Here is a 25,955-nt window from a genome sequence, read left to right on the forward strand (position 1 = left end):
AGTTTTCATCGAAAACCAGCAGCGCAGTTCCGGTCTCGGCTTTCGAAATCCCCTATTCGCATCGATTATCATCGACCCAGCACCCCCAATAAAGCCCTGAGTGGAGCGCACGATGCTCGATGTCCGCCCTCCTCGCGCGCTGGCCGCCCCCCGCACGTTCTATCTCGCGATTTCGCTGCTCATGCTCGTGCTGGTTACGTACGGCTTCAGCCGCACCATCGGTCCCGGCCTTCTGCATTCGCAGCGCCCCCCTCATGACATGCTCCTGCTCAGTCTTCACGGCGCTGTCTTTTATGGCTGGATGCTTTTCATGGTTGTGCAATCCGCTCTCGTGCGATGGCGAAACCTCCGCGTCCATCGATTGCTTGGGTGGTTTGGCGCCGGCGACGCCGTTCTGGTCGTAGGAACGGGATTGTGGGCAACCTTCCACAAGTCCGTGCCTCTGCCCCTCGAGAGGATTGGCCTGCTCAGCATGGTGGCCTTCGGTATCTCCGTCGCTCTCGCCCTTCTGTGGAGAAAGCGCCCGGCCTTTCACAGGCGTCTCCTGCTCATCGGCACGGCCATCCTTAGCAACGCAGCTTTCGCCCGATTCCCGGGCACGTACCTTCCAGGACACTTCTTCTATGCAGGGACAGACCTGCTCATCATCACCGGTATCGCTCACGACGTCTTGAAAGATCGAAGTGTCCACATCGTCTATCGCTACGCCATGCCCTTACTCCTCGTGGCGGAGACCGCCGTCCTCATCCCTGCGTGGCGCTACCTCGGCTAGCTGCCCATGCAACGTTGCTCTCACAGGTATCGCACGAGGCCAAGTGCTCATCGAATAAGGCAAAATGATCGCCAGTCCGGAGTTCCGAAGATACGCGAACCAAGCCCTTGGTGATGTGACAATGAATCATCTCTCGTGAATGAATCCCCACAATCAGCTCGCGTCGCCGCGATTCAGTTCCTCGCCAAAGCTCTGATGGTGATCGGTGTCCTTGTCTTTCTACTTGGGGACCGCTTCCTCAGAAACGTCATGCATCTCGATTTCTGGGCCGGTGAGGCGATCGGCATCCTCTCGGGATTGCTGCTCTGCGCAATTGGCTTTGCTCTGGGAAATCGGCCGGCGTGAAGGGCTGGTGACGCCTCTTCGGAGCCGCCCGGTTTTGAAAGGGCCGCAACTCCAGCTGCCTAACTCCCACCGCCTGCGATCAAAAACCCTGAACTTTCCGCCCCCTCTGCCGATATCTAGGCAGGAGCCCTGTGCCGGAACCCAGGCTTTGCGTTCGCTCACCAACACACGAACGACGCGCCGGCACAGGACACTCCTATGCAGCATTAGCGGAGCCGCGCATGAAGTTCCTGAACGACGAATCGGGTCAGAGCATCGTCCTCGTCGCTCTCTGTCTGCTCGCCCTCGTCGGCTTCATCGGACTGGGTGTCGATGTCGGCCTCCTCTACCAGCAGAAGCGGCAGCTTCAGTTGGCCGCCGACAATGCCGCGCTCGCCGCAGCAGCAGGAGAGAGCCTTGGAGCCGGCGCGCTGACCTCCGCACAAACAGCCGTTAGGCAGAATGGCTACACCCTCGGCAGCGGCGTCGGACAAGCGGCCGTCACTGCAACCGACAACATCGCCGGCACGGGCAGCACCGTCTACGTCGACGTCACGGTTACAAAAAATGTGCCCACCATCTTCATGGGCCTCATCAACTCCCGATTCTCTCAACTCGGCATCACCGCATCGGCGCAAGCCTCCTACCGTATCGCTTCGAACCAAAGCTGCATCACCGCGCTCAGCAAAACCGGCACCACCGATCCCAGCATGTATCCCGTGATGCAGGCCGACATCATTGTCAACGGCAACAGCCAGATCAGCGCCCCAAAATGCGGCGTCTGCGGCAACAGCAACGGCGCGGGCGGCGTTGGTGTGTACGCTTCGCAGAGCGGCAAGATCCTGACCCTCTCCCTCGACAGCCAGGGCGGCGCGTGCGGCGTCTATGGCAGCGGCGACACCTGCTCAAGCCAGGGTGGCCGCATCGCGAACCCGACCAACACCGCCGCGCCCGCTACACAAACCACCGCAGCGTGCGTCGATCCCTACGCCGGCACCATGCCCGTCATCACGCCGGGCTCGACCATCGGAGCCGGCTCCCTTCCCTGGAACCCTCCCAACGCCGGCGGCCGCTCCTTCACCATCAATCCCGGCACCTACAACAACTTCGATCTCTCCAACGTCGCCACTCTCACCATGAACCCCGGCCTCTACATCTTCACCGGCACCTTCAACTCCGGCGGCGGCACCACCATCAACGGAAACGGAGTGACACTCTACTTCGCTCCCGGTTCATCGCTCGTCGGGTACAGCTACGGCGGCAGTTGCAACTGCGGCATTCAGAACAACACAACCCTGAACCTCTCCGCTCCCGCCAATCCCGCCACCATCTCCCAGGGCATTAAAGGCGTGGTCATCTATGACGGTGCCTCCGCCTCCTCGCCCGATACCTTCGAATTCGGCGGGGGCTCCAACTCCCAGGTCACCGGCACGTTCTACGCACCCAATACCAATCTGCTCCTCGGCAACGGCACCAGCACTCAATCGCTCAGCGCCAACATCATTGCCGCCACCGTGCGCGTCATCGGCGGCAGCAGCTTCACTGACTCCTACATCCCCGCCGGCGGAGGCTCTCCCTCCAACGGCGGCGTCTCACTCACGCAATGACCAGCCTGAGGCGGTGCACCATGAAACGATCTTCAGCGCGAACGAGAAAACACCGCGGCGAACGCGGAAGCTCGCTCGTCGAAACAGCGCTGCTCCTCGGCACCTTGGGACCGGTCTTGCTGCTCGGCACCACCGAGAGCGCCTTCATGGTCTATCAGGGAATCGAACTCTCCAACGCCGCCGCAGCCGGAGCAAGCTACGCCGTGCAGTTCTACATGGCGAACTCCAACACTGCCCTTCCCACGCAGGCGCAGGTTGCAGCCGCCGTCCAGAACGACGCTCCCGAACTCCAGAACATGTTGAAAGCCGGCACCCAGCTCTCCGTCACCATGGCTACAGGCTGCACCGGCTCTGCCCCGGTCGCCGGCAACTCCATTCCAAGCTGCCTTGCCGGCGTCCAGCCCTACGTCCAGATCACCGCGCAAGCCACCGTTCGATCCATCGTGAACGCTCCCGGCCTCCCTCCCTCTCTGACGCTCACGCGCACCGCAACCATGGTCATGGTGAACTGATGGTGGCTCACGACTGGATCCGGAAATTCATCCTCCGCCCGATCTCATCGCTCTCTCTTCACGATCAATTCGGCGCAGGCATCGTCGAGTTCGCCATCGGATCGGCCGTCCTGTTTTCCTTCCTCATCGGTGTCATCGAGCTATGCCTCGTCTTCTTCATGTACAACTCCACCGCGCAGGTCGCGCGTGAAACCTGCCGCTGGGCCAGCGTGCGCGGCACCACCTGTTCCAACCCCACCATCACCGCCTGCCCCACCACGCTCGCCCAGGTCCAGAGCTTCGCATCCGGCCTGCCCGGCGGCGGCGCCATGACCGTGCAGGTCTGGTTCTGCAATCCCGACGGCGTCACCAATTGCGTACAGAACACCTCCAACGCCAAGGGCGGCAACATCGTTAAAACAACAGCCTCCTTCCAGTTCGCCAGCGTGCCCTTTGTCTCCCGCAACGCCCTCACCGTCTCCAGCACCTCGGCGATGGTCATTTGGCAGTAAACCCCGGCTACACAAACTCTCTCCACACACCCATTACCATAGCGCCGTCCCCGCAGTGTTACCGTAGCTTCCATGGAGTCCCCCACAGCCGCGGTCCTCGGCGAAATCGGCCTTCCTGTTCCCATCCGCGACCTCGCCGCGAAACGCTGGGACGCGATCATCGTCGGCGCCGGCCACAACGGCCTCGCCTGCGCCGCCTACCTCGCCCGCGCCGGTAAACGCGTCCTCGTCATCGAAAGCCGCCAGCGCATCGGCGGTGCATGCACCATCGAAGAGCCATTTCCCAGCGTGCGCATGTCTCCCTGCGCCTATCTCGCCGGCCTGCTTCATCCGCTCGTCGTCGAAGAACTCGACCTCCCTCGTCGCGGCTTCCAGTGGACCCCCGCCGTTAACGGCCTCTTCGTTCCCTTCCTCGACGGCTCCTCCATCCAACTGTGGGACGACGACGACCGCTGCGCCGAAGCCGTTCGCAAGCTCTCTCCCACCGACGTCGATGGCTGGAACGCCATGTGCGCCGTCATCCGCCGTCTGCGCGACACCCTCCGCCCCGCCGCCACCAATTCCACCCAGCGCGATCTGTGGGTCGGCGACGCCCCCACCCGCGACGAGATCGAAGCCCGCCTCGGCAACGACACCGAAGCCCGCGCCGTCCTCTTCGACTGGTCCATGGCCGAGATGGTCGAGCACTACCTTCGCGACGAACGCCTTCAGATCGCGATGCTCGGCCAAGGCGTCATCGGAACCAACGCCAGCCCCTTCGACCCCGGCACCGCATCCATCCGCTTTCACCACTCCTCCGGTCGCCTCGGCGGAATGCCCGGTATGTGGGGCTACGTCAAAGGCGGTATGGGCATGGTCTCCTTCTACTTCTGCGACGCCGCGCGCGAAGCCGGCGCCACCATCGTCTCCGGAGTCCCCGTCGCGCAAATCATCCCCGGCGAAGGCATTCTGCTCGACAGCGGCGATCGCATCTCCGCTCCCATCATCATCTCCAACGCCGACCCGCGCCGCACTCTCACGATGCTCGGCACTGCCGCCGACACCGCGTGGAAGCAGCGCGTTCTCGATATTCCTATTCAAGGCTGCACCGTCAAGCTCAACGTCCACCTCCGCGAGCTCCCCAACTTCACCGCGCATCCCGGCACCAACGAAGCCCACCACTACGGCCAGATCAACACGCCCCTTACCAAACACGAGTGGAAAGCCGGCTACGCCGCAGCCCGCCGCGGCGAACTCCCCGACCACCTCTGGTGCGAACTCTATTTCCAGAGCGTCCACGACTCCACCGTCGTCCCCCACGGCGAGCACACCATGAGCGTCTTCGCGCAATACGTCCCCTACACCTTCGCGAACGGCAATTGGGACCAGCGCCGCGACGAGGTTCGCGCTCTCGCCATGAAGTCTCTCGCCCGCTTCGCGAGCAACATCGGCGACGGCTTCACCGACTCCGCCGTCCTCGACGCTCAGGTTCTTGGGCCCCCTGACATCGAGCAGAAAGTCGGCCTCACCGGCGGACACATTTTCCAGGGCGAGTGCCTCCCCGCCTACATGTGGGACAAGCGCCTCACCGCCCGCACCCCCATGCAAGGCGTCTACCTCTGCGGAGCCTGCACCCACCCCGGCGGCTCCGTCATCGGCATCAACGGCCGCAACGCCGCCATGGCCGTCCTCAAAGACCTGAATACCGACTGAAGATTTGGGTGCCCCATTCTAAATCGGTCGTGAGACCGATTTAGGGTGGGATACAAAGAGGACTTCATCTCATGACCAACAACTTCGCCGCAATCATCCTTGGTGGTACCGGTCAGGTCGGCAGCGCCACCGTCACCGAACTCCTCGCCATCCCCGCCTGCCGCGAAGTCATCATGATCACCCGCAAGCCCGTCGCACCTCAACCGCGCATCCGCAACATCGTTCTCGACACCGCCGGCTCCGACTTCGCCGATCGCACCATCACCCTCGCCCGCGAAGTTCTCGGACAGGGCCCGGCCAGCGCCATCAGCTGCGTCGGCGTTGGTTCCGGATCCATGCGCTGGACCGAAGAAGAACTCAAGCGCCTCGAACTCGGCGTCGTCGGCGCGTTCGCGCGCGGTTGCCGCAGCGCCGGCATCGCCCACTTCTGCCTGCTCTCCGCCGTCGGCAGCACCGCCCGCAGCCGTTTCAAATACGTCCGCGTCATGGGCATGAAAGAAGACACCGTGCGCGCCATCGGTTTCCCGCGCCTCGCCATCTTTCGCCCCGGCATCATCGTCGGCAATGCGCACACGCCTGCATACGCCGGATGGTTCGGCTCCCTCATCCCCGGCAAATTCGGCAACATCGACCAGCAGATTCTCGGCCGCTCCATCGCCGCCGAAGTCGCCATCCACAGCAGCGAACGCGGCGAAGTCATCCTCGAAAACGCCGCCATGAAAAGCCTCGCCGCCGAACTCAGACGCTAGCCATCAGAACAGCCCCGAAGGCGCGACCAGAACCCTTCGACGATCCACCACTTTCAACGACGCTCACCAACCCCATCCACTCATCCCACTCACTGCACCGCAACCGGCCGCCCCAGATGATAACTGAGCCCCGCGCTCCAGTTCATCTCGTCCAGCCCCGGATTGCTCGGCACCACAAACCCATTCGACTGATGCAAAAATCCGAACGCAGTCCGCAGATCGACCCGCTCACTCAAACGAAACTGAACGCCCGCATCCTGGTCCAGCGCGAAATCCTGGTACGACGCATACTTCGAAAACACCTTCTTCGTATACCCCGTCATCCCCGCCTTAATGTCGTAGAACGGCTTCACGTGTCCGTGGCTGAACCACATCACGCGCGCCCCAATCGGCAGAATCCCAATTCCGTAAACCGTCTTTCTACCCGGCGCCAGCCGATCCCCGTAGACATCCGTCACGCTCGGCTCCCGCAGAATGATCACCGGTAGCACCTCGCCGGCGTAGTCCACGTCAGCCCCAAGCACCCTGCCCCACGAGTGCCGGTCGTACTCCACTGCCCCCGCGTTCAAGTAGCTGAACCACTCGTCGGAGAACAGATGGATATGGCCCACCGAGTTCAAGCTCTCCACCGCAACCTCCGACTCAACCGGATGGTGAATTGCTGGTTGCGAATTAGCCACGATCTCCGGCCCCAGTCGCGGCGTCCACACCACGCCCGCTGAAATGCGCCCGAAGTAATCCGGCAAGCCCGCCGGATGGTACGGAAGCGATTGCGGCAGCGGAGTCAGCGCGTCGAAGTTGCTGTGCTGTACGCCGCCCTCGATTCGGAACGCCGTGTGAGAGCCGATCGGCGTATCGACGCCTCCGCCCAGGAACTCCGCAAACGACGCGATCGTGCCGGTATTTCCGTTCTTGTAGTTCGTGTTCGCAGTGCTGCGCCACGTGCCGTTCACCGCGCCTTCGCCCGCCAGCGCCTCCACGAAAAAGCGCTCGCGATGCCACGTGCCTCCGTACTGCCCGCCCGCCATGATGAAGAACGCATTCTGCGGATCGCCCTGGTTGGTTCCCTTGTAGAGCGAGTAGTCCACCTTGATGCGCAGGTGGCGCCACTCCGGAAACGCTACGCCTGCGTACATGCCGTTCAGCGGCTTATGCTGACCCGGAAATCCATTGAACGAATTGGAGAGCCGCGAATATCCGGCATAGATCTGGAACGGTGGAGGCTGCCTCTGGGAGTCGGCAGCGTAGATCGCGGGATCAAGGAGCAAAAGCGTCAGAAACAGTAAACAGAAATGTCGCATCTCGTTGGCAAAAATAGTGAGATGCGACCATCCCGCGCGGGGGTTTCCAGAGTAGCCTTCCCCGTCACTGCAAACGGGTAAACAGCGCCACCAGCACCCGCAGTCGCTCCTTCTGCCAGGCCGGCGGAAACCGCCTCGTCCTCGTCAGCTCTGCGATCCCGTGCAGGCTAGCCCAGAACAGCTCCGCGACAATCTCGGGCTTTGCCTTCCTGCCTTCAAACAACTGCACCAGCTTCGAGAACGCAGACCGCAGCTCCACCGGCGTCGCCGCATCCCCAAAGGGCACAGTCAACCCCAGCGTGAACATCACTTCGTAGAGAGCCGGCGACGACTCGGCGAATTTGAGATACGCTCCGGCAACTCGCTCGATGGCCTTTCCCCGGCTGCCGCTCGACCGCGCCTTCTCCAGAGCCGGACCGAGCTCGCGAAACCCCTCGAGTGCAACCGCCGCAAGAATTCCCTCGCGGCTTTCAAAATGACTGTAGAGAACGGGCTGGCTGTATGCGATCTCGTCAGAGAGCCGCCGCACCGTGACGCTCGCCCAACCCTCATGCTCTGCAATCCGCCGCGCTGCCCCTACAATCCGTTCGCGCCGCGCCTCCCGGTCCCGCGCCTTGCGCCTGGCAATCCGATCCCCTGCCTCTTCTCTGACCATAGCTACATATTCTAGCATTGCTAGGTTTTTCCACAGGATTGCTGAATCCTCCCTCCATTCCGATCCATCTCATCTAGCGTTGCTAGCTTTTCTACCAGAGGAGAACGTCATGCACAGCACAGTTCCACTCATCGCCGCCGTTCTGGTTTCTGTAGGCATCATCATCATCGGCGCCTTCTACATTGCGGCACCCCAGCGCATCCTGGCAGGGTTTGGCCTCAAGCCTCCCGCCTCTGACCGCGACACCCTCGCCTGGCTCCGGCTTAAAGGCATTCGCGACATCGCCTCGGGCCTCGTCGTTCTCACCCTCATGCTGGCCGCCGACAGCCGCAACGTGGGGATCGTGCTACTCGTCTTCGCCCTCATCCCCTTCGGCGACATGTCCAACATCCTCTTGTCCGGCGGACGCAGGGCCACGGCCTTCTCCGTCCATGGCGTTACGTGCGCCATCATGCTCGCCGCCGGGCTTCTCCTGATCCACGCAATCTGACCCGCAACCCTACCCCGAAAGAGAGCACGCAATGAACCACCTCATCGTTCTGTTTTCTCCCATCGCGATTCTGTGCACGGCCGTGGTATTTGGCACCGACATGTTCTTCCTCACCATCGGCCGTCCCGCTCTCAAGCTCGCTTCCGCCTCGGCTTCAACTGAGGTGATGGGGTTCCTCCACCTGATCGCCGACACGCGCATGCCCTTCTGGGCCATATCTGCGATGCTCCTCAACCTGCTGCTCGCCATCCTCACCGGGCATCAGCAGCGCTGGTTCTACTTCGCATCGCTCCTCATGCTGATTGGTTTCACCATCGGCTACCTCCGCCTCTCCAAGCCCATCAACCAGATCCAGACACGTGCGGCGAAAAACGGCGAAACGCTTCCCAACGCAAGAGAACTCCAGGCCTCCTGGGATCGCTCGCTGCTCCTTCGCGTTCCACTCCTCACCGTCTCACTTCTGGCCCAGTGCTTTGCTCTCCTGATCGCGTCCGCGTTCTGACCGTTACCGGCGCGCACATTTCCACGAAAAATCTCCGGCAGCTTTGCAGTCTATTTCTTCGAAAAGTTCATAATGAGACTTAGAACCTCTCGCTCCAGGGTGCACACACTCTTTGGGCAGACGGCCAAGTTGAACATCGGAGAGAAAAGCTCGAGAACAACGCGTCATTCACATCCACAGCCGGCCCAGGGAGACTAGTATCCGGCTAAGTCGTTCGCCAGGACACACTTGCGGCTAAGTTCAATCCTGAGATACACTTGCGGACGGCCCATCGCTGCAAGTTGAAGAAAACACGATATTTCTTTCTTGGGTATATGGGGAGGGGGCGGGGGTACCAGGCTCAATGAAATGCAACCTTATGGGTGCATTTCCGCCGAGACCTGAAACGACTCCTCTCGGCAACCGCACGAACCGGCCTCTAGAACGGCCCCGCATTCTTGCTTTCCGGCGACTCGAAGTACCGCTTCCAGAAGTCAAGCTTCGCCGCATCCATCACCGGCATCGGTCCGCTCTCCGCTCCCAGTCGCATCACCACCGGTTTGCCCGGTTCAACCACAGGCCAGCGCGGAACACTCGCACCATTCGGATCGCCCGACGACGAGAAGTCCTTCCAGTACGTCATCATCATCTTCGAGATCGTTCGATCCACCGGCTCCCACGGCCGATCGAAGATCGCCAGATTTCCAAACGTATACGGCAATTCGCCGGAGTGAAACGCTCCATACTCCGGATGCGCCGGCCACGGCACCGCGCGATCGAAGTAGTAAATGTACACCGGCGATTTGTGCGTCTCCGCGCGCTTGCTCGCCCACAGATACATTCCAGCCTTCAGACGGTCGCGTCCGCTCGCAACTCCGGACTGCTTTGCCTCTTCATCCGACGCCGCCGGATACAGCTTCAGAAACTCCTCGGCCATCGGTCCATAGGCCTGCTTCGCGCGGTTCTGAAACTGCTCCGCAGCATTCGTTCGCCCACCGCCCAGCGCCGCATCGTTCGCCTGGAATCCCGTAATCACCGGAACATCGCTTCCGCTGCCCTTCTGCTCCGTCGCAGCGATCGCATTCTCCGGCACAACCCACCCATCGACGATTGGCGCAAATCGCCCGCCCGGCTTTGCAAATTCGCTCGCAGGCAAGGCCCGCAGCGCCTCGATCGAAGCTGCTTTCTTCGCGCTTGCGAACGCCTCGCCTGATTTCTCCGCTTCATCCAGCGTCTGCATCGGCACGCCGCGCCCGCCGATTCCGCTGTCCGCAATTGCTCCGCTGAACAGCCCCTTGGCCAGCGGCGAAGCCAGCAGATCTGCCACGCTCATCGCGCCGGCCGACTGCCCCACGATCGTCACACGAGCCGCATCTCCGCCAAACGCGCCGATGTTCTCCTTCACCCACCGCAGCGCCTCAATCTGATCGAGCAAGCCATAATTTCCCGAGCTGTGATGCTCCGACTCAGCGGTCAAGGCCGGATGCGCAAGGAACCCAAGCACGCCAAGCCGGTAATTGATCGTCACAATCACCATGCCCGTTCGCGCCAGAGCCTCGCCATCGTAGACCGGAACATCGCCCGATCCGCTCGTGAAAGCTCCTCCGTGGATGTACACAAGCACCGGCAGCTTTGCCGCAGCAGAGGCCTTCGGTGTCCACACATTCAGAAACAGGCAGTCCTCGCTCACTGGAGTCACATACATGAACTCCTTCGTCCACGGCAGCAGCTCGCTGTTCGGCCCCTGCATGCACGAAGCGCCAAAGTGATCCGCCTTCAGCGTCTCCTTCCACGCGCTCACCGGCTTCGGCGCCTTCCATCGCAGCTGCCCAACTGGAGCCGCCGCGAACGGAATCCCCTTGAAGCTCACAACTCCACCATCCTTGGTCGCAACTCCAGAGATCGCGCCGGAGTGTGTCTTCACCACAGGCGACTGCGCAATCGCAGCCGCCGACAAAACAAGAAAGACGAAGCCAATAGCCTTGCGTTTCATACCTGTCCCTCGCACCTCCGCAAGAATACATCTGCGTTTTCGGTTGGTACGCTCCACGCGGCTCTGCTATTCTCCCACCCACATGGCTGCCAATCCGGCATTGAAGCGCGGCATCCGCTTTCGCGACCTCGCGCTCTTCTACGTGGTCGTTGCGCTCAACGTGCGCTGGACCTCGACCGCCGCCGCAGCAGGTCCCAGCATCCTCGTCATCTGGCTCGCCGCCCTCTTCTGCTTCTTCATTCCGCTCTCCGCCTCAGTCATGGAGCTGTCCTCCCGCCATCCCGAAGAAGGCGGAATCTACATCTGGACGCGCCGCGCCTTCGGCGACTTCACCGCCTTCATCGCCGCATGGATGTACTGGATGAGCAATCTGCCGTTCTTCGCCAGCGTGCTCTACTTCGGCGCAGCCTCGGTGCTCATCCCCTTCGGCAGCCGCGCAGACCGCCTCAGCAGCAGTCCCCTCTACTTCATGGCCTTCGCCGCCTTCTGGCTCACCGTCACCGTCGTCCTCAATGTCCGCGGAGTCGACTCCGGCAAGTGGCTCAACAACATCTGCTCCATCGGCAGCCTCGTTCCCCTCACGCTGCTCATCATGATGGCCGTAGTCTCCTGGCACAAGTTCGGCTCCGCGACCCAGTTCACTGCGGCCAGTCTTACTCCGCATCTCTCCTTCGACAACGCCGTCTTCTGGTCCGGAGTCTTCTTCGCATTCGGCGGAGTCGAAGCCGGCAGCGCCATGGGCGACGAGATCCAGAATCCCCGCAAGACAATCCCCTGGGCAATTCTCGTCGGCGGCATCGTCGTCACCGCCGGCTACATCGGCGGAACCGCTGCTCTCCTCGTCGCGCTGCCCAGCGAGTCCGTCAGCGGCCTGCAGGGATTCGTCAATGGAGTGCACGCGCTCAGCGATCGCCTCGGCCTCGGCTGGGTCCTGGTCCCAACCGCACTGCTCGTCGGCGTCAACACCGTTGGATCGACAGCCGCCAATCTCTCCTCCACCTCGCGCCTTCCCTTTGTCGCCGGCATCGATCATTACCTGCCGCCCGTCTTCGGCTCCATTCATCCGCGCTATCGCACGCCCTGGGTTGCCATCGCGGTCTACGGAGCAGCCAGCATCTTCGTCGCAATTCTCGGTCAGGCCGGAACCACGGTCCGCGGAGCCTACGACGTCCTCGTCAGCATGGCTGTGGTCTGCTACTTCATCCCCTACCTGCTGCTCTTTGCATCGATGATCAAGCTGCAGCGCGAACCCGCAGGCCCCAACATTCGCCGCGTCCCCGGCAAGAAGCCCGTCGCCATCGCGCTCGCCCTCATCGGCTTCACGGCCACCAGCGCAACCATCGTCCTCTCGCTCTTTCCCGGAGCCGATCAGCCCAACAAGGCTCTCGCTGTCGCGAAAGTCATCGGCGCCACACTCATCCAACTGGGTCTGGGAATCGCCATCTTCACCGCCGAACGCCGCCGCTCCCGCCGCTCCGCGGCCGTCGTGTAGCGGAACTCCGAATTAGCTGCTGACTTCTCGTCCGGCGATGAAGACCCGCGGTCGCGCCGGAGCTGCAATGAAATACGCAAGCTCGCGATAATCCGTAAACTCGTGAATCAGGAAATCAGCCTGCTTGTCCGGTTCCAGCGATCCCACCTCGCCACCAAGCCCCAGGCTGTGCGCCGCATTGATCGTCGCAGCCGTCAGCGCCTCCGCAGGTGACAACCTCATCTTCACGCAAGCCAGTGACATGATGAACGGCATCGAAGGCACCGGCGAAGACCCCGGGTTGAAGTCCGTCGCAATCACAATCGCCAGCCCCGCCTCCACCATCTTCCGCGCCGGCGGATATTCTCTGCGACCCAGCGCAAACACCGACCCCGGCAAAAGAACCGGCTGCACGCCCGCCGCTCTCAGCCGCTCCAGCGTCTCCTCCGTCGCCGTCTCCAGATGATCCGCCGTTGCCCCGCCCAGTTCCGCCGCCAGATCCGCACCCGTCCCCGACCGGAACTGCTCCGCATGAATCCTCAGCTTCAATCCATGCCGTTTCGCTGCGCTCAGCACAGTCCGCGTCTCCTCAACCGTAAACGCATGATCGTCGCAGAACGCATCGCAATACGTCGCAAGCCTCTCTGCCGCAACTTCGGGAATCAGCTCCTCGCAAACGAACCGCACATACTCCGCTCGCCCACGATACTCGGGTGCCCCAGGTCTCAATTCTGAGACCTGGGAAGCCATAACTGCTGGTCCGCTCTCTCGAAACTCCGGTGGCACTGTATGTGCAGCCAGCAGCGTCGGCACAATCCGCACTGGCCCTTCCTCATTCAGCCGTCGGATCACACGGAGCATCTTCAGCTCCGTCTCCCGATCCAGCCCGTATCCCGACTTCGCCTCCAGCGTCGTCGTCCCACCGCGCAGCATCCAGTCCCGATGCCGCCTCGACGCAAGCAGGAGTTCTTGCTCACTCCCCGCGCGTGTCAGCGCAACCGTTCGCAGAATCCCCCCGCCCGCCGCTGCAATCTCCTGGTACGTCACCCCCGCAATCCGCTGTTCAAATTCCGCCGCCCGATTCCCCGCGAAGACAAGGTGCGTATGCGCATCCACAAACCCCGGCGTGACGCACCGTCCCTGCGCATCCACGATCTCCGCACGATCCGGAATGCTCGCCTTCAGATCCGCACAACGCCCCGAAGCAACGATTCGGCCCTCGTCAACCAATAGAGCTGCGTCCTCAATAATCCCGAAAGCACTAAGTGCTTTCCCAACGCGCGGCCGCGCCGTCCCAGCAAGCGTTACGAGCTGCCCAATGTTGACGATCGCAGTTTTCATGACAGTCTCTGATTTAGTGCTGGATTCAACCATTGAGGTGAAGATCGACCGGTGCGTCTCCTTCATCCCTGTAAAGCCCGTTGTCAGATGGGTAATTGGAATTCAGTTTCTGAATAATCTCGCAAGACCCGATTGTGTTCTCGGCGATGTACCACTCTCCCGGATCGTCGGGGTTGTACTGAATGGAGAGCTTGTTGTGAATCAGATTCCTGATCAGGTCCTCAGATCGAGCATCGTCGGCCTTCAGGAAGAATTTCCCGGAGTAGTATTCGCCATCCACTACGTAAGAGAACGCGAACCCGGGGTACCAGACGTTCTTATCAAGTCTTTCGATCGCAGCGCTCTGAATTGTCCCTTCCGTCTCAAGCCATTCTGCAGTGTTGGCAATATTCACGTCTTCTTGCGACTCGGCTCGCTGCGTTAACGCCACCACGCCTGCACCGGCTGCAAGAATGCCAATCACAATCATCCAGAAGATCAAGCTGCGACCGCCTCCGCACTAACTTTACGCCATCGGAATGCGAATCCCCTTCTCCCGCGCCGTATCCTGCGCTAGCCCATACCCCGCATCCGCATGGCGCGCCACCCCAATTCCAGGATCATTGTTCAGCACCCGCGCAATCTTCTTCGCAGCCAATTCCGTCCCATCCGCCACCGTCACCTGCCCCGCATGCAGCGAGAAGCCCATCCCGACTCCGCCCCCATGATGGAAGCTCACCCACGTCGCGCCCGAAGCCGTATTCAGCGCGAAATTCAACAACGGCCAGTCTGCAACAGCATCCGACCCGTCCAGCATCTTCTCCGTCTCGCGATAAGGGCTAGCCACCGAACCCGTATCCAGATGATCCCGCCCGATCGCTACCGGAGCCGAAATGATTCCGCGCTTCACCAGGTCATTCATCGCCTCGCCCATCAGCGCGCGCTCCCCGTAACCCAACCAGCAAATGCGCGCCGGCAACCCTTGAAACGCAAACCTGCCGCGCGCCAGCTTCATCCACCGCTTCAGAATCTCGTTATCCGGAAATAGCTCCAGCGCCAGGTCATCCGTGACATCGATGTCCTTTGGATCTCCCGACAAGGCGACCCAGCGGAACGGCCCCGCACCCGTGCAGAACAGCGGGCGAATGTACTCCGGCACAAACCCTGGAATCAGGAACGCATCCGCACAGCCCGCGTCGAACGCGAATCGCCGGATGTTATTGCCATAGTCGAATACCACCGCCCCGGCCCGCTGCAGAGCGAGCATCGCATCCACATGCGTCACCATGCTGGCAGTCGACCGACGCACGTACTCTTCCGGATCGCGCCTCCTCAACTCCGCCGCCTCTGCCAGCGACATCCCCTGCGGCACATACCCATTCAGCGGATCGTGCGCGCTCGTCTGGTCCGTCACCACATCAACCTGCACCCCGCGCCGCGCAATCTCCGGTAGCACCTCCGCGCAGTTGCCCACCAGCCCCACCGAAAGCGCCCGTCCCTCGCGTCTTGCCGCGTCGCACAGCTTCAGCGCCTCATCGAGATCCTCGCTGATCGTGTCGCAGTAGCGCGTCTCCAGCCGCCGATCGATCCGGTACCGGTCCACTTCGATCACCAGCACCACGCCGTCGTTCATCGTCACCGAGAGCGGCTGCGCTCCGCCCATGCCGCCCATGCCGCCCGTCACAACCAGCTTGTGTTTCAGGCTGCCACCAAAGTGTCTCTCCGCCAGCGCCGCAAACGTCTGGAACGTCCCCTGCAGAATTCCCTGAGTCCCGATATAGATCCACGACCCCGCCGTCATCTGCCCATACATCATCAGGCCCTTGCGGTCGAGCTCGTGAAAGTGATCCCACGTCGCCCACTTCCCCACCAGGTTCGAATTCGCGATGATCACGCGCGGAGCCATCTCGTGTGTCGGAAACACGGCGACCGGCTTCCCCGACTGCACCAGCAGCGTATCCTCCGGCCCCAGCCGCTCCAGCTCTCGAACAATCGCGTGATAGCACTCCCAGTTCCGGGCCGCACGCCCGATCCCGCCATACACCACCAGGTCAGATGGCCGCTCCGCCACCTCAGGGTCAAGATTGTTCATCAGGCAGCGCAGCGCCGCCTCCTGCTGCCAGCCTTTGCAGCGAAGTTGTGTTCCGCGCGGTGCGTGAATCGTGGGAGAGGTTGCGGTAGTCATAGTGAGCTCCTGCTCGATTTCCAAAGTAGAGAATACAACCGCTGCCGAGCGCAGGTCCGATTCGCAGCTCTCCTCACCTGAAATGCCTTTTGCTCAATCAAACCGCTCACCCGCTGACTTGCTATCGGGCGCGCAGCGCCAGCTGACTCGCTAAGAGAGTGACCGCCCAGAGATCGCCCTCAAGGACCAGCTGGATACAGCTTGTGAACAATCCCGAAACATCTGCACTCGCCCGCTGATTTATCCTCTCCTCGTGCCAAACACATTGGTAGAGTGCGTTCCCAATTTCTCTGAAGGCCGCGACAAAGCAAAGGTCGACGCCATCGTCGAAGCCATGAGAGTCCCCGGCGTGTATCTGCTCGACCGCGAAATGGACGCCGACCACAACCGCTGCGTCATCACCCTCGTCGGCGACCGCGAGGCCATCCAGGAAGCCGCCATTCGCGGCGTCGGCAAAGCCGCAGAACTCATCGACCTCACCCAGCATCAGGGCGCGCACCCTCGCATGGGCGCAGCAGATGTCGTCCCCTTCATTCCCATCGAAGGCGTCACCCTCGCGGACTGCGTCGCCCTGGCAAAGCACGTAGGCGCCGAAATATGGAAGCGCTTCGAAATCCCCGTCTACCTCTACGAGGCTGCCGCCTCCGCACCCGAGCGCCAGAATCTCGAAAACATCCGCCGCGGTCAGTTCGAAGGCATCCGTGCCGAAATCGCCACCAACCCCGCCCGCCGCCCCGACTTCGGCGAACCGCGCGTTCACCCCACAGCCGGCGCCACCGTCGTCGGCGCGCGCAAATTCCTGATCGCTTACAACGTTTTTCTCAACACCACTGACGTCGACGTCGCAAAGAAGATCGCGAAAGCCGTCCGCTTCTCCTCCGGCGGCATGCGCTTCGTCAAAGGCGCAGGATTCCTCGTCCGTGGCATGGCCCAGGTCTCCATGAACCTCACCGACTTCGAGCAAACGCCCATCCACCGCGTCTTCGAACTCGTCAAGCGCGAAGCCGCGCGTTATGGCGTCATGCCTGTCTCCAGCGAGATCGTCGGCCTCATCCCCAAAGCCGCCCTCGAGCACGCCGCCGAGTGGTTCCTCCAGGTCGAAAACTTCGACTCCTCTCTCATCCTCGAGAACCGCCTTTCCGCCGTCATGTCCGGCAAGATGGCCCCCGGCGGCCCCAGCGCCGGCCTTGCTGCGGGAGTCGCCCCTTTCATTGAGCAGCTCGCCGCCCCCACCGCAACTCCCGGCGGAGGCAGCGCCTCAGCGGCAGCCGGAGCCATGGCCGCCGGCCTCGCGCATATGGTCGCCTCCATGTCTCGCGGCAAGAAGGCTTACCTGCAATACGAAGCCCGGCTGAGCGCAGCGATCGCTCGCCTTGCCACGATCCGCGAGGAATTGAAATCCGCCATCGACGCTGACGCAGAATCCTACAATGTCGTCATGAAAGCGTACCGTGCCGCCCGAGAAGCCGATGACGGCGGCATTGGCGTCAACGCCGCTCTGCGCGGAGCCATCAGTGTCCCCCTCGGAGTAGCGCAACACTCCTCAGAGATCATGAAGATCGCCGACTCCCTCAAGCCCATCACGAACCCCAATATGGCTTCCGATCTCATCACCGGTATTGCACTCGCCAGGGCTGCCCTCACCGGGGCTCTCTCCAACGTCGACATCAATCTCGACTCCATGAAGACCGGCATCTCCGCCGACGACGATTCCTTCATCGCCGAAACGCGCGCCAAAGCTGCAACCCTGAGATCATAAGAAGTTCGACTTCGATCGGGTGACGGGTGCCCCATTCTAAATTGGTCGTCAGACCAATTTAGGGTGGGACGCAAAGAACACCTCCACCACAACAATCAGAAACCCGTGTGATCTAATCCCGCACACCCTTCCGCCGATACATGAAACAGAACCGTGAGGCTCCGTTCCATGAATCGCATCTCGTTTGCCGCACTCGCCGTCATTGCCTCGAGCATCGTCGCCGCAGCCCAGATCACCACGCCCGGAACCGACGTCCTCGGCGCGCATCTCAACTACGGCCGCGGCTGCACCGCTTGTCACTCTCCGCACAGCGGCGCATCGGGAAACGGCAAGGCGCACACGCCCGACGCATCCGCAGCGCGCAACCCAATCCTCTGGGGTGAAGACGTGACTAGTCTCTATGGCAGATCCATCACCACCGGAGGCGGCAAGTTTGTCGAAGTCCTTCCCGCCAGCATGTCAGCCAACACGCCCGACGTCGCCGGAATGCTGACCTGCCTCAGCTGCCACGATGGCAATTTCGCTCCCGCTGCCATGATGAAGAACAAGGTGTATGAGACACTTCCCTCCACCTACGGTATTCGTTCCCAGGTCCCCACCCTCATCGGTGGCAGTGGCATCAGCGCGGGCAGCTTTATCAGCGAACATCCAATGGGCCTCAACGCCAACATCCGCTGCGGCGGCTCGGGCTGGGACTGCGCCGAAACCAACGGCGCCATCGCCATGCGCGGCGCTGCATCCAGCCGCTTCGTCCAGAGCTACGGATTCTTCGTCAAACCCGGCTCGTACAACAACCGCGCGATTATTGTCTGCACCACGTGCCACGAGCCGCACGTCATGAACGTCGTCAAAGTCACGCAGGGCTCCAACTCCGGTCTGCCTCCCGGCAACTACGCCACCATGTTCTTCCTGCGCGCGCCCTACAACCCCGCCGACACCAACCCATCGTCAAACCAGACAGCGCAGTTCTGCCGACAGTGTCACGGCGACAAATCGAACGAGATGAACGGAAGCACCGCCGGCACTGTGTTTTAGAGTTCTTAAATTAGCGCTTGATTCCAGTCGCCCGGGCCGCGGCCGTCGTCGTCCCTGATCCGGTACCGGTGTGCGTAACGCCGTGACAAACCAGCGTGCACGAGTTCGTCGCGCGGTTGTAGCTGATGGCCAGACCGCTATTCTGCCCCACAACGTTCACATCGAAGTTCACCAGCCGCTCGCCGCTGACAGTTCCGCTCGTGGCCCCCATTCCATGGGCCGTGTGGCACGTCGAGCAGCTCGCTCCTGCATTGATGTGGTTTGCGTGATCGTTGAAGCTCGTGTTCTTCATCACCTGGTTCGTCAGGTCATGACACTTGCCGCACATCGCATACGGTCCGTTCACGCTCAGGTCCGGATTCGGGAACAAGTTTGTGATCAGCGCGCCCGGCAACGTCGCCTGGCTCATCTCGTAACGGCGCTCGAGGATGTGCGTCCATCTCGAACCATGCGGCCCGTTCGCACCCGTCCCGCCGAATTCCCGATTGTCATCGCTGTTGTGGCAATCGCTGCAGAAGATCTGCGTTCCCATCGCCCTGCCTGCCGTGATGCCGTCGAGATTCAGCATGTTCGCCAGCAAGCTCGGCTGCGTAAACGCGCTGCTTCGGACCTGCATAACGGGGTGACTCGATGTGGACGTCTGCGCAAACTGCGGAATCAAATTGAGCGGGTCGCCATTTGCAACCAGGCGCACCGGCGCATACCCGTAGATTGGCATCACCTGCTTGCCCGTACTGGTCCCATGACACCGCAGGCAGTTCTCATACTGATTCACCGCCGGCGTCAGCACGCTGGTTCCGTCCGCGGCGCTCACGCCCGCAACGTTCTTCTGTGAAACGCGAATCGCCGGCGCCGGCAAAAATGATCCCACCGGTTGTGTCCCGTGTGCATTGTGGCAGTCAACGCACGTGGCATGACGGTTGTTGTTCAGCAGCGTATTCTCTGACGCGTCATGCGGATTCGTCGATGCCGGAAACGGATGTCCCACCTTCGGCGTCGCGTACTCCGCAAATGCATTCTGATAGGCCGGCATCGAGATCGTGGACGCCCCGTTGTGGCACGCGATGCAATCCTGCTCGTTTTGCCCCCGCAGCAGTCTCGCCGGGCCGCTTGCATTATGGGTCGCGTGGCACGAATTGCATGCGTTGCTTCCGACCGTGGGATAGCTGCCCACCATCACCGCCGGCGTGAGCTTCGTTTGTGAGAGCGCATGACCGCTTGTCGTCCAGTCCGCCAGCGGATTCACCTGCCCACCCATCGTCCGCGCAGGATCGTGGCAGGAAAGGCAGAGCTGCCCGTTCGAGCTGTCCTTCACCAGAAAATTCAGCGACACCGGATCCTTCGCTTGAATGTGCGGATTATGACACGACGTGCATTCCACGTTGCCATTGACGAGCGTCACAGCCCCGGTTGGATCGGCAGTCTTGCCGCTGCCCGCAAGCGAGGCTGCCAGATCGATACTGTCCTGCAGCGGCGTCACCAGGCTGAACGGATGCGACGATTGCATGTTGCTCCCGAACACATCAGCCGAGTTCATTGCGCCGTGCGTCGTCACCTGCCCGTAAGCGACCGTTGCACCCACCGCAACCGTTCCGTCATGGCAACTCAGGCACTGGTTGCTCACGCCGCCCAGCATCGGCTGGGTGGCCGTGTTCTTTTCCGTATTGCTGGTATAGGTGTTGTAGCTCTGCGTTGTTAGCCGCTGATTCCACAGCCCAGTATTTAGACCCGAGTGAGGCGCGTGGCAGTAGGCGCAGGCATCCGGTCGCGCACCGGTTACGGGCGACGAACTGCCGGGACCCAGGTTGTGAACACCAAGTGCATCTCCGGTAATCGGAGCCTGAGCCGCCGCCTTCAAGATTCCGAAGAGAAGCACAGCCAGCAGCCTGCACCGCACGTCATTGCCCCCCGGTAGGATTCTTCGCCCCAGCATACTGGAAGACCTGCACGCGACGATTGTAGGAATCCACTACGTAGACGTGATCTTGATGGTCGATGAAGACTCCCGACGGCAATTGGAACTCTCCCGCATGGGTTCCCTTCGCCCCGAAGTAATACAGCAACTGCCCTTGCCGATTGAAGACCTGCACCACTCCCCAGAGAGCGTCAACAACATATACGTCGCCCTCTGAGTCGACGCTGACCGCCTTCGGCCTGAAGATCGCTCCGGTCGTATCGCCTTCCTTGCCAATCGAAAACTGAAACTGCCCTGCAAGGTCGAACGCCTGTACCCGAAAGTTCATCGAGTCCACAACCAGCAGCTCGTGCCCGTTCAAACGCAATTCCGTCGGCAGGTTGAACTCGCCCTGTCCCTGCCCCGCCTTTCCGAATTTGCTAACTACCGTCCCTTCCAGATCAAGAATGAAGACCTCATCCCGCAGAGTGTCCGTCACGTAGATCCGCTGGGCCGCTGCATCAATGGCAATCCCCGTCGGGCGCTTGAAGTACCCCTCTCCACCTTTCAGGCTTCCAATCGCCCGCACATACTTTCCACTGGGCTCGAAGACAAAGATCTTCCCCGACTCCGAATCCGTCACGTAGATGTTGTCATCCCCGTCAACCGCAACGCACTGAGGCGTCAGCATCGGATCGCGCGCCTTCTCCCTGCGCTCGATGAATCGATACTTCTTCTGCGCAAAGTCGAACACGTGCACGCCTGAAGCGCCTGGGTCCGTCACGAGAATGCGACCCTTCGAATCGGAAACAATGCTGTAGGGCCGCACAAGAAACTTGAAATCCGGAGCCCCGGCAACCACGTCCACCAGCTTGTTCCAGAAGCCGCGGTTCGGCTTCACCTCATGTTCTGAACTAAAGCTGTTCTGCCACGTGAGGCTGCGGCCCCCATCCAGCGACATCTGCCACAGCTCCGGCGATCTCGCCACCTTCGGTTTGCCGCCGGCCCAGGCAACTGTCGCCAGCATCGCACCTAGGCTCATCACCATTAACGCGCGCCGCTTTCTCAGTCCGAACTCTAGAAGATGTTGAACCACCGCGTAAGCCCCATGTAATAAGCCGAAATAGTCTCAGGCTTCTGGCCGCTACCAGTGAAGCCCTGCTCCAGCCGGGAATAACCGCTCACCACGTTCATCTTCCTCACCTGATACTGAATGATCGTGTTGAACTGGTTGTTGTTGTTCGCGCTCGAGATCCCGCCGCTGAAAGTGTTGCTCCTCGAATTTGAATACGTCGCCGACAAGGTCAGCTTCTTCGCCGGCGAGCTGGATATTCCACCCGAGTAGCTCCGGCCGCCAAACAAATTCACCAGATCCGAAGGCACTACCGGTACTGGCACGGGGACTCCCACCAGCCCTGCGCCCGTCGCCAGCGCCTGCCCATTCGCCTTCGAGTAGCTACCCGTGCCGGTGATGTACTGCCCGAACCCCATGCTCCCGTTGTACGACTGGCTGCTGCTTGAGGTCCCCGCCTGCTGCGTAAGCGCAGTCCGTGCCCCGCCCGTCCCCATGCTCACGTTGTATCGTCCCCAGTTGCGCCGCGCGTTTCCGGAGTAGTTATAGAACGAATTGGTGTAGGTCACCAGCAGCGTCTGCGCATTCTGCGCATAACTGAATGACTCGTTCAGGTGCCATTTCAGCAACACATTGGAATAGGTCTCTGTAGCCGAAAAGCCAAGCGTGTCCTCACCGGTCTTGTCCGCTTTGTTTGCTGTCACACTCCCCGAAGCATTGATGGTTCCGTTCAGCAGCGCATGGGTGTAGACCGCATCTCCGCCGTAGGACGTTACGCCGTAACTCTCTCCGAGAAACGTCTGTGTTCTCCGCTCTACAAAAGCAGACGTCTGCAGGTTTGGCATCGGCGTGAACGTCCCAAGGGACATCAGATCGAACGAATTGGAAGACTGGCTGGTGTTTAGGCCAGGCAGAACGCCTCCCGCCGCAATCACTGACTGCTCCAGCTGACCGGAGAGATTGTCCGAGTAGTTCGTGCTCACTGAAAGCGATATCCGGTTGTGCGGATGCACGCCGGCAGTAGCATTGACGGTATCAATGGTTCCCGTTGAGCTGTAACCAAGAAATTCGCTATTCCAATTCGACCGGGCGAAACTTGCAGAAGCCGACCCGCGCCAGGGAATCCGATGTGCCGCGTTCGCACCGTACACGTCCGTCGCGGAGCGCGACTTCAGGACCTGGCTTGAAACAATCTCCGGCACTGCCGCGTGCGAATTGCCGTGAGCGTAAAACGCGCCAAGATTGAATCCCTCCCACACGTACGCCGAGTGGAGATTCACCGACCGGAACGCATTATTGCCGTCGCCGCTTGAGCCGTATACGTTGTACTTGCTCTTCCCCATCTGGTAGCCGGCGAAGAAGCTTGGCATCTCCTTCAGATTCTCGCTCCAGTTGATTCCGAACGTATCGCTGTTCCCGTGCGTGACGAAGTTTGCGAGCCCGGGAACTGCATAGTTCCCCTCGCTGTTATAAGCCTTCGAATACGTGATCGATCCCGGAAATTTGCTGCCCGCAAAGATATTCGTACTCAGGCTCAGTCCACTGGAATTCGTGATCGACTGAAAATTCGAGTTCGCCCGCGACTGGTTCAGGTACGGAGAAAAGTTGTACGAAAGAAAGTTGGGGCTGTGAAAGGATCCCGAGAACGTGCCCGCTCCGCCAAACGTCCATCCGTGGCTTGACTGCACCATATTTCCGTACGTTGCACTGTACCCGGACGAAAGATTCGCTGTCCCTTTTGTCGAAGTCTCGCCCCATTTCAACTGTGCGTGCAGGCACAATGCCGGCAGCAGCATCGCTGCCGCCAAAACCTTCGTCACTCGGATAGAGCTCGCCACTTGGTGCCGCCTTCTCGTCTTTTCTTCTGCCTTAGAGCTCCTCGATCTTTGCGTTCTGATGAAGCTTTGCGTCCAGCGCCACGCGAAGCTTGTTCCTCTTCCCTTCTTTCAGTTCCTTGGCGAGATCAGCCTTCACCTCTTGAAACTTCTTCTGCCCTGAGGGTGTGTGCTCCTGGAGCTTCACGATCGTATAGGCCTTGTCGATTTGAATCAGATCGCTGACGTCATTTGGCTTCATGGCGGAGAGCGCCTTAATCACCTGCGGAGCCATCTGGTCCACGGGCATGGGCTTGTGCTGCCCCATCATCACGCGGTAGTCATCGTCGGAAATCTTCTCCGCCAGTAACCCGAACTCGTCCACCGTCTTTGTAGCTTTTGCCTGCTTCAGCGCATTCTGAGCACGCGTAAGTGCCTCTTTCAGTTGAGCCGCCGTTGCGTTCTGGGGAGGCAAAATCGAGATTGTCTGGAAACGGTAGGTCTCCGGCTGGTGGAACCTGGCGGGATTCTTGTCGTAGAAGGCCCTAACATCGGCAGGAGTCACGCTGCATCTGTCTTCCACTTCTGCCTTGAGAAGCGCTTCAATCAGCAACGACCGCCGGATCTTGTCGTCCAACCGCTGTCTGGAGCCGCCGAAATCGCCCTGCAGAAACTTGCTGAATTCGTCGGGCGTGGCAAACTGCTTGCGAAAGTCAGCCTTGGCTCTCTGCATTCGAGCCGGAGGAATCGCCATGTTGCGACGCAGCGCTTCCTGGTACACCAGTTCCTCGAAGATGATCATCTTCAAGGCGCCGTCACGGATCTGCTTCTCAAACTCTTTGGGAACGCCGCCTCCATGCTGCTTCGCATAGGGAAAGATTGCATACTCTTCACGCAGTAGATCGGCGCTGGTCAAAACCGAGCCGTTCACGCGAGCTACTGCCGCTGCGGTCGGAGTCTGCGAGCCCGGCGTTGCAATCGGAGCGCTCTTGAATACGGTGGGCTTGTGGGATGTGACTTGCGCTGAAACTGAAGACACGATGCCCAGGAGAAGAGCGAGGAAAGTGAATTTGAATCTCATTTGCTGACCCCCAGCTTTAAAAGGACGGGGAGGGAAAATTCCCCCTCCCCTCATGCATAAAGAAACCTAGTAGGTAGTTCCTGCGGTGCTGCCGTTCATCTCGTTGGCCTCACCACCGTGGCATTGGCGGCAGAACTGCGCCGTCTGGTTGCTGTTCGCCGTGCCGCTCGCCGGATTGTACGGCGCACGGATGAAGAACATCGTGGCGTAGTTGCCGGCCGGTTGGCCCGAGTTCTTCGAGTTGACCGCAACGGTGTTCATCACGTGCTGGTTGTGGCAGGTAGTGCACATCACGACCGGCTTGCTGTTGTAGACAGCCGGACGAACGAAGAACCCGTAGTTCTGGACGAATGCCTTTGAACCAGCGCCGGTCATCAGAACTTTTCCAGTTGCGTCGATCGTGCAGTCCCAATCGTAGGGTCCGCCGCAAGTCAATTCGGCGTTCACTCCCACCGGGTGATCGTTCAGATAGTTCCCGGTGCCGCCGCCGTCATTGCCCAGCAGCGTCGGAATCGCGTTCCTGGTTCCGTAAGTCGCAGGAAGCGTCTCATAGACCTGGTTCTTCATCATCGCGCCGGCTGCATAGTTGCCGTCATGGCAGCTCATGCAAAGCAGCACGCCTTGCGTGGTGGGGTCGGTCGGGGTCATGGACGTCGGCATCGTAGCCGTCACGTAGCTGGTGACGCCGCCATGGTCGGCCTGGCCGAAGTTCATCGTCTTGCCATAGAGGCTGCCGACATCCTCGCCCCAGAGGGCGATGTTGCCCGAGGTCGGATCGGCGGTCTTGGCATTTCCGTTTCCATAAGCGCCGCTGTGTGGCGCGTGACAGGCCGCGCAACCGCGACCGTAGTTGAGGTGTGCGCCGAGAACGTCAGTCGTCGGCGTCGCAATCTGAGCCGACGCGTATCCCGCGCCCGCCAGAATTATCAGAGCAATTAAGGAAAGTTTCTTCATTACTTGGAGCCTCCTAGTGCGCACTCCCTAATTCGCCTGAACTTTCACCGCGACCTGACTCGTCTTGTTTCCAGTTCAGTCACCTCCGTCTGTGCACGTCTCGTGCCGTTATGGAATTTTCCTGTCCTGTTTTTAAACGCTGTGCGCAATCCCCTGTCGAATTGAGAGTTGAATCACATCCATCCGCGCCCTGTATTCCGTCGGCAAATTCTTTCCGCACAAAACATGGGAGTTCTCGCACACCGGCGTGGTGAAAACCCCCACGTTCTTAGTGACATGCGTCACAATTTGGCCAATCCCCGC

The 25,955-nt window shown here is 60.7% G+C and carries 23 protein-coding genes; 12 read left to right on the forward strand and 11 right to left on the reverse strand.

Annotated elements, in window-relative coordinates:
- Positions 1–112: 112 nt before the first annotated feature.
- From DHV10_RS03895 to DHV10_RS03925, 7 genes are all read left to right on the forward strand, one after another.
- Positions 113–772 carry a hypothetical protein gene (locus DHV10_RS03895; RefSeq protein ID WP_109484974.1) on the forward strand — a complete coding sequence of 220 codons (660 nt, stop codon included), beginning with the start codon at positions 113–115 and terminating at the stop codon, positions 770–772.
- A gap of 135 nt (positions 773–907) precedes the next feature.
- Positions 908–1,117 (forward strand): hypothetical protein, encoded by a 210-nt coding sequence (locus DHV10_RS03900; RefSeq protein ID WP_109484975.1) that lies wholly within the window; start codon positions 908–910, stop codon positions 1,115–1,117.
- Between the two features lie 221 nt (positions 1,118–1,338).
- Complete coding sequence (locus DHV10_RS03905) at positions 1,339–2,703, forward strand: pilus assembly protein TadG-related protein (RefSeq protein ID WP_109484976.1); 1,365 nt, start codon at positions 1,339–1,341, stop codon at positions 2,701–2,703.
- 20 nt (positions 2,704–2,723) lie between these two features.
- The gene (locus DHV10_RS03910; protein WP_109484977.1) at positions 2,724–3,215 is read left to right on the forward strand and encodes a TadE/TadG family type IV pilus assembly protein; all 492 of its coding nucleotides are present in this window, start codon (positions 2,724–2,726) and stop codon (positions 3,213–3,215) included.
- Positions 3,215–3,706, forward strand: a complete 492-nt coding sequence (locus tag DHV10_RS03915) for a TadE/TadG family type IV pilus assembly protein (protein ID WP_109484978.1) — start codon at positions 3,215–3,217, stop codon at positions 3,704–3,706. Before DHV10_RS03910 ends, DHV10_RS03915 begins: the two co-directional genes overlap by 1 nt.
- A gap of 72 nt (positions 3,707–3,778) precedes the next feature.
- Positions 3,779–5,398, forward strand: coding sequence for a phytoene desaturase family protein (locus DHV10_RS03920; protein WP_109484979.1), 1,620 nt, complete (start codon positions 3,779–3,781; stop codon positions 5,396–5,398).
- A 71-nt stretch (positions 5,399–5,469) separates the two neighbouring features.
- Positions 5,470–6,147, forward strand: a complete 678-nt coding sequence (locus tag DHV10_RS03925; protein ID WP_109484980.1) for a Rossmann-fold NAD(P)-binding domain-containing protein — start codon at positions 5,470–5,472, stop codon at positions 6,145–6,147.
- A gap of 89 nt (positions 6,148–6,236) precedes the next feature.
- On the opposite strand, the gene DHV10_RS03930 is transcribed toward DHV10_RS03925, so the two are convergent.
- Both DHV10_RS03930 and DHV10_RS03935 read right to left on the reverse strand, forming a co-directional pair.
- On the reverse strand, positions 6,237–7,448 hold the full coding sequence (locus tag DHV10_RS03930; RefSeq protein ID WP_109484981.1) for an acyloxyacyl hydrolase: 1,212 nt from the start codon (positions 7,446–7,448) through the stop codon (positions 6,237–6,239).
- Between the two features lie 64 nt (positions 7,449–7,512).
- A complete protein-coding gene (locus tag DHV10_RS03935; protein ID WP_239461275.1) occupies positions 7,513–8,121 on the reverse strand; it encodes a TetR/AcrR family transcriptional regulator in 609 nt (202 codons plus the stop codon).
- Between the two features lie 91 nt (positions 8,122–8,212).
- On the opposite strand from DHV10_RS03935, the gene DHV10_RS03940 reads away from it, so the two are divergent.
- Together DHV10_RS03940 and DHV10_RS03945 are read left to right on the forward strand one after the other, a co-directional pair.
- Entirely contained in the window at positions 8,213–8,593 is a 381-nt protein-coding gene (locus DHV10_RS03940) for a DUF4267 domain-containing protein (RefSeq protein ID WP_109484983.1), read from the forward strand.
- A gap of 31 nt (positions 8,594–8,624) precedes the next feature.
- A complete protein-coding gene (locus DHV10_RS03945) occupies positions 8,625–9,095 on the forward strand; it encodes a DUF1772 domain-containing protein (protein ID WP_109484984.1) in 471 nt (156 codons plus the stop codon).
- 418 nt (positions 9,096–9,513) lie between these two features.
- Here DHV10_RS03945 and DHV10_RS03950 read toward each other — a convergent pair whose 3' ends face one another.
- Positions 9,514–11,067, reverse strand: a complete 1,554-nt coding sequence (locus tag DHV10_RS03950; RefSeq protein ID WP_109484985.1) for a carboxylesterase/lipase family protein — start codon at positions 11,065–11,067, stop codon at positions 9,514–9,516.
- An 82-nt stretch (positions 11,068–11,149) separates the two neighbouring features.
- Here DHV10_RS03950 and DHV10_RS03955 point away from each other — a divergent pair, with 82 nt between their 5' ends.
- Positions 11,150–12,559 (forward strand): APC family permease, encoded by a 1,410-nt coding sequence (locus DHV10_RS03955; RefSeq protein WP_109484986.1) that lies wholly within the window; start codon positions 11,150–11,152, stop codon positions 12,557–12,559.
- Positions 12,560–12,571: 12 nt separating this feature from the next.
- On the opposite strand, the gene DHV10_RS03960 is transcribed toward DHV10_RS03955, so the two are convergent.
- From DHV10_RS03960 to hutU, 3 genes are read right to left on the reverse strand one after another with little or no spacing between them, the layout of a single operon-like run.
- Positions 12,572–13,879: an imidazolonepropionase gene (locus DHV10_RS03960; protein ID WP_204101317.1), complete on the reverse strand. Its 1,308-nt coding sequence runs from the start codon at positions 13,877–13,879 to the stop codon at positions 12,572–12,574.
- A 25-nt stretch (positions 13,880–13,904) separates the two neighbouring features.
- Positions 13,905–14,360, reverse strand: coding sequence for a hypothetical protein (locus tag DHV10_RS03965; protein WP_109484988.1), 456 nt, complete (start codon positions 14,358–14,360; stop codon positions 13,905–13,907).
- Positions 14,361–14,384: 24 nt separating this feature from the next.
- The gene (gene hutU, locus DHV10_RS03970; RefSeq protein WP_109484989.1) at positions 14,385–16,043 is read right to left on the reverse strand and encodes a urocanate hydratase; all 1,659 of its coding nucleotides are present in this window, start codon (positions 16,041–16,043) and stop codon (positions 14,385–14,387) included.
- A 253-nt stretch (positions 16,044–16,296) separates the two neighbouring features.
- Between hutU and ftcD the strand changes: the two genes are divergently transcribed.
- Both ftcD and DHV10_RS03980 read left to right on the forward strand, forming a co-directional pair.
- The gene (ftcD, locus tag DHV10_RS03975) at positions 16,297–17,802 is read left to right on the forward strand and encodes a glutamate formimidoyltransferase (protein ID WP_109484990.1); all 1,506 of its coding nucleotides are present in this window, start codon (positions 16,297–16,299) and stop codon (positions 17,800–17,802) included.
- Between the two features lie 168 nt (positions 17,803–17,970).
- Complete coding sequence (locus tag DHV10_RS03980; protein WP_109484991.1) at positions 17,971–18,837, forward strand: hypothetical protein; 867 nt, start codon at positions 17,971–17,973, stop codon at positions 18,835–18,837.
- Between the two features lie 10 nt (positions 18,838–18,847).
- Here the strand turns inward: DHV10_RS03980 and DHV10_RS03985 are convergent, their stop codons facing one another.
- The 5 genes from DHV10_RS03985 to DHV10_RS04005 all read right to left on the reverse strand — a co-directional run bounded on the left by DHV10_RS03985 (position 18,848) and on the right by DHV10_RS04005 (position 25,652).
- Positions 18,848–20,713: a cytochrome c3 family protein gene (locus DHV10_RS03985; RefSeq protein ID WP_162601168.1), complete on the reverse strand. Its 1,866-nt coding sequence runs from the start codon at positions 20,711–20,713 to the stop codon at positions 18,848–18,850.
- 22 nt (positions 20,714–20,735) lie between these two features.
- Positions 20,736–21,758 carry a 6-bladed beta-propeller gene (locus DHV10_RS03990; RefSeq protein WP_162601169.1) on the reverse strand — a complete coding sequence of 341 codons (1,023 nt, stop codon included), beginning with the start codon at positions 21,756–21,758 and terminating at the stop codon, positions 20,736–20,738.
- Between the two features lie 50 nt (positions 21,759–21,808).
- Positions 21,809–23,623 (reverse strand): hypothetical protein, encoded by a 1,815-nt coding sequence (locus DHV10_RS03995; RefSeq protein WP_109484994.1) that lies wholly within the window; start codon positions 23,621–23,623, stop codon positions 21,809–21,811.
- A gap of 49 nt (positions 23,624–23,672) precedes the next feature.
- A complete protein-coding gene (locus tag DHV10_RS04000; RefSeq protein WP_162601170.1) occupies positions 23,673–24,698 on the reverse strand; it encodes a peptidylprolyl isomerase in 1,026 nt (341 codons plus the stop codon).
- Positions 24,699–24,764: 66 nt separating this feature from the next.
- Positions 24,765–25,652: a hypothetical protein gene (locus DHV10_RS04005; RefSeq protein ID WP_109484996.1), complete on the reverse strand. Its 888-nt coding sequence runs from the start codon at positions 25,650–25,652 to the stop codon at positions 24,765–24,767.
- Positions 25,653–25,955 lie beyond the last annotated feature (303 nt).

It is taken from the genome of Occallatibacter savannae, assembly GCF_003131205.1.
GTDB classification, from domain to species: domain Bacteria; phylum Acidobacteriota; class Terriglobia; order Terriglobales; family Acidobacteriaceae; genus Telmatobacter; species Telmatobacter savannae.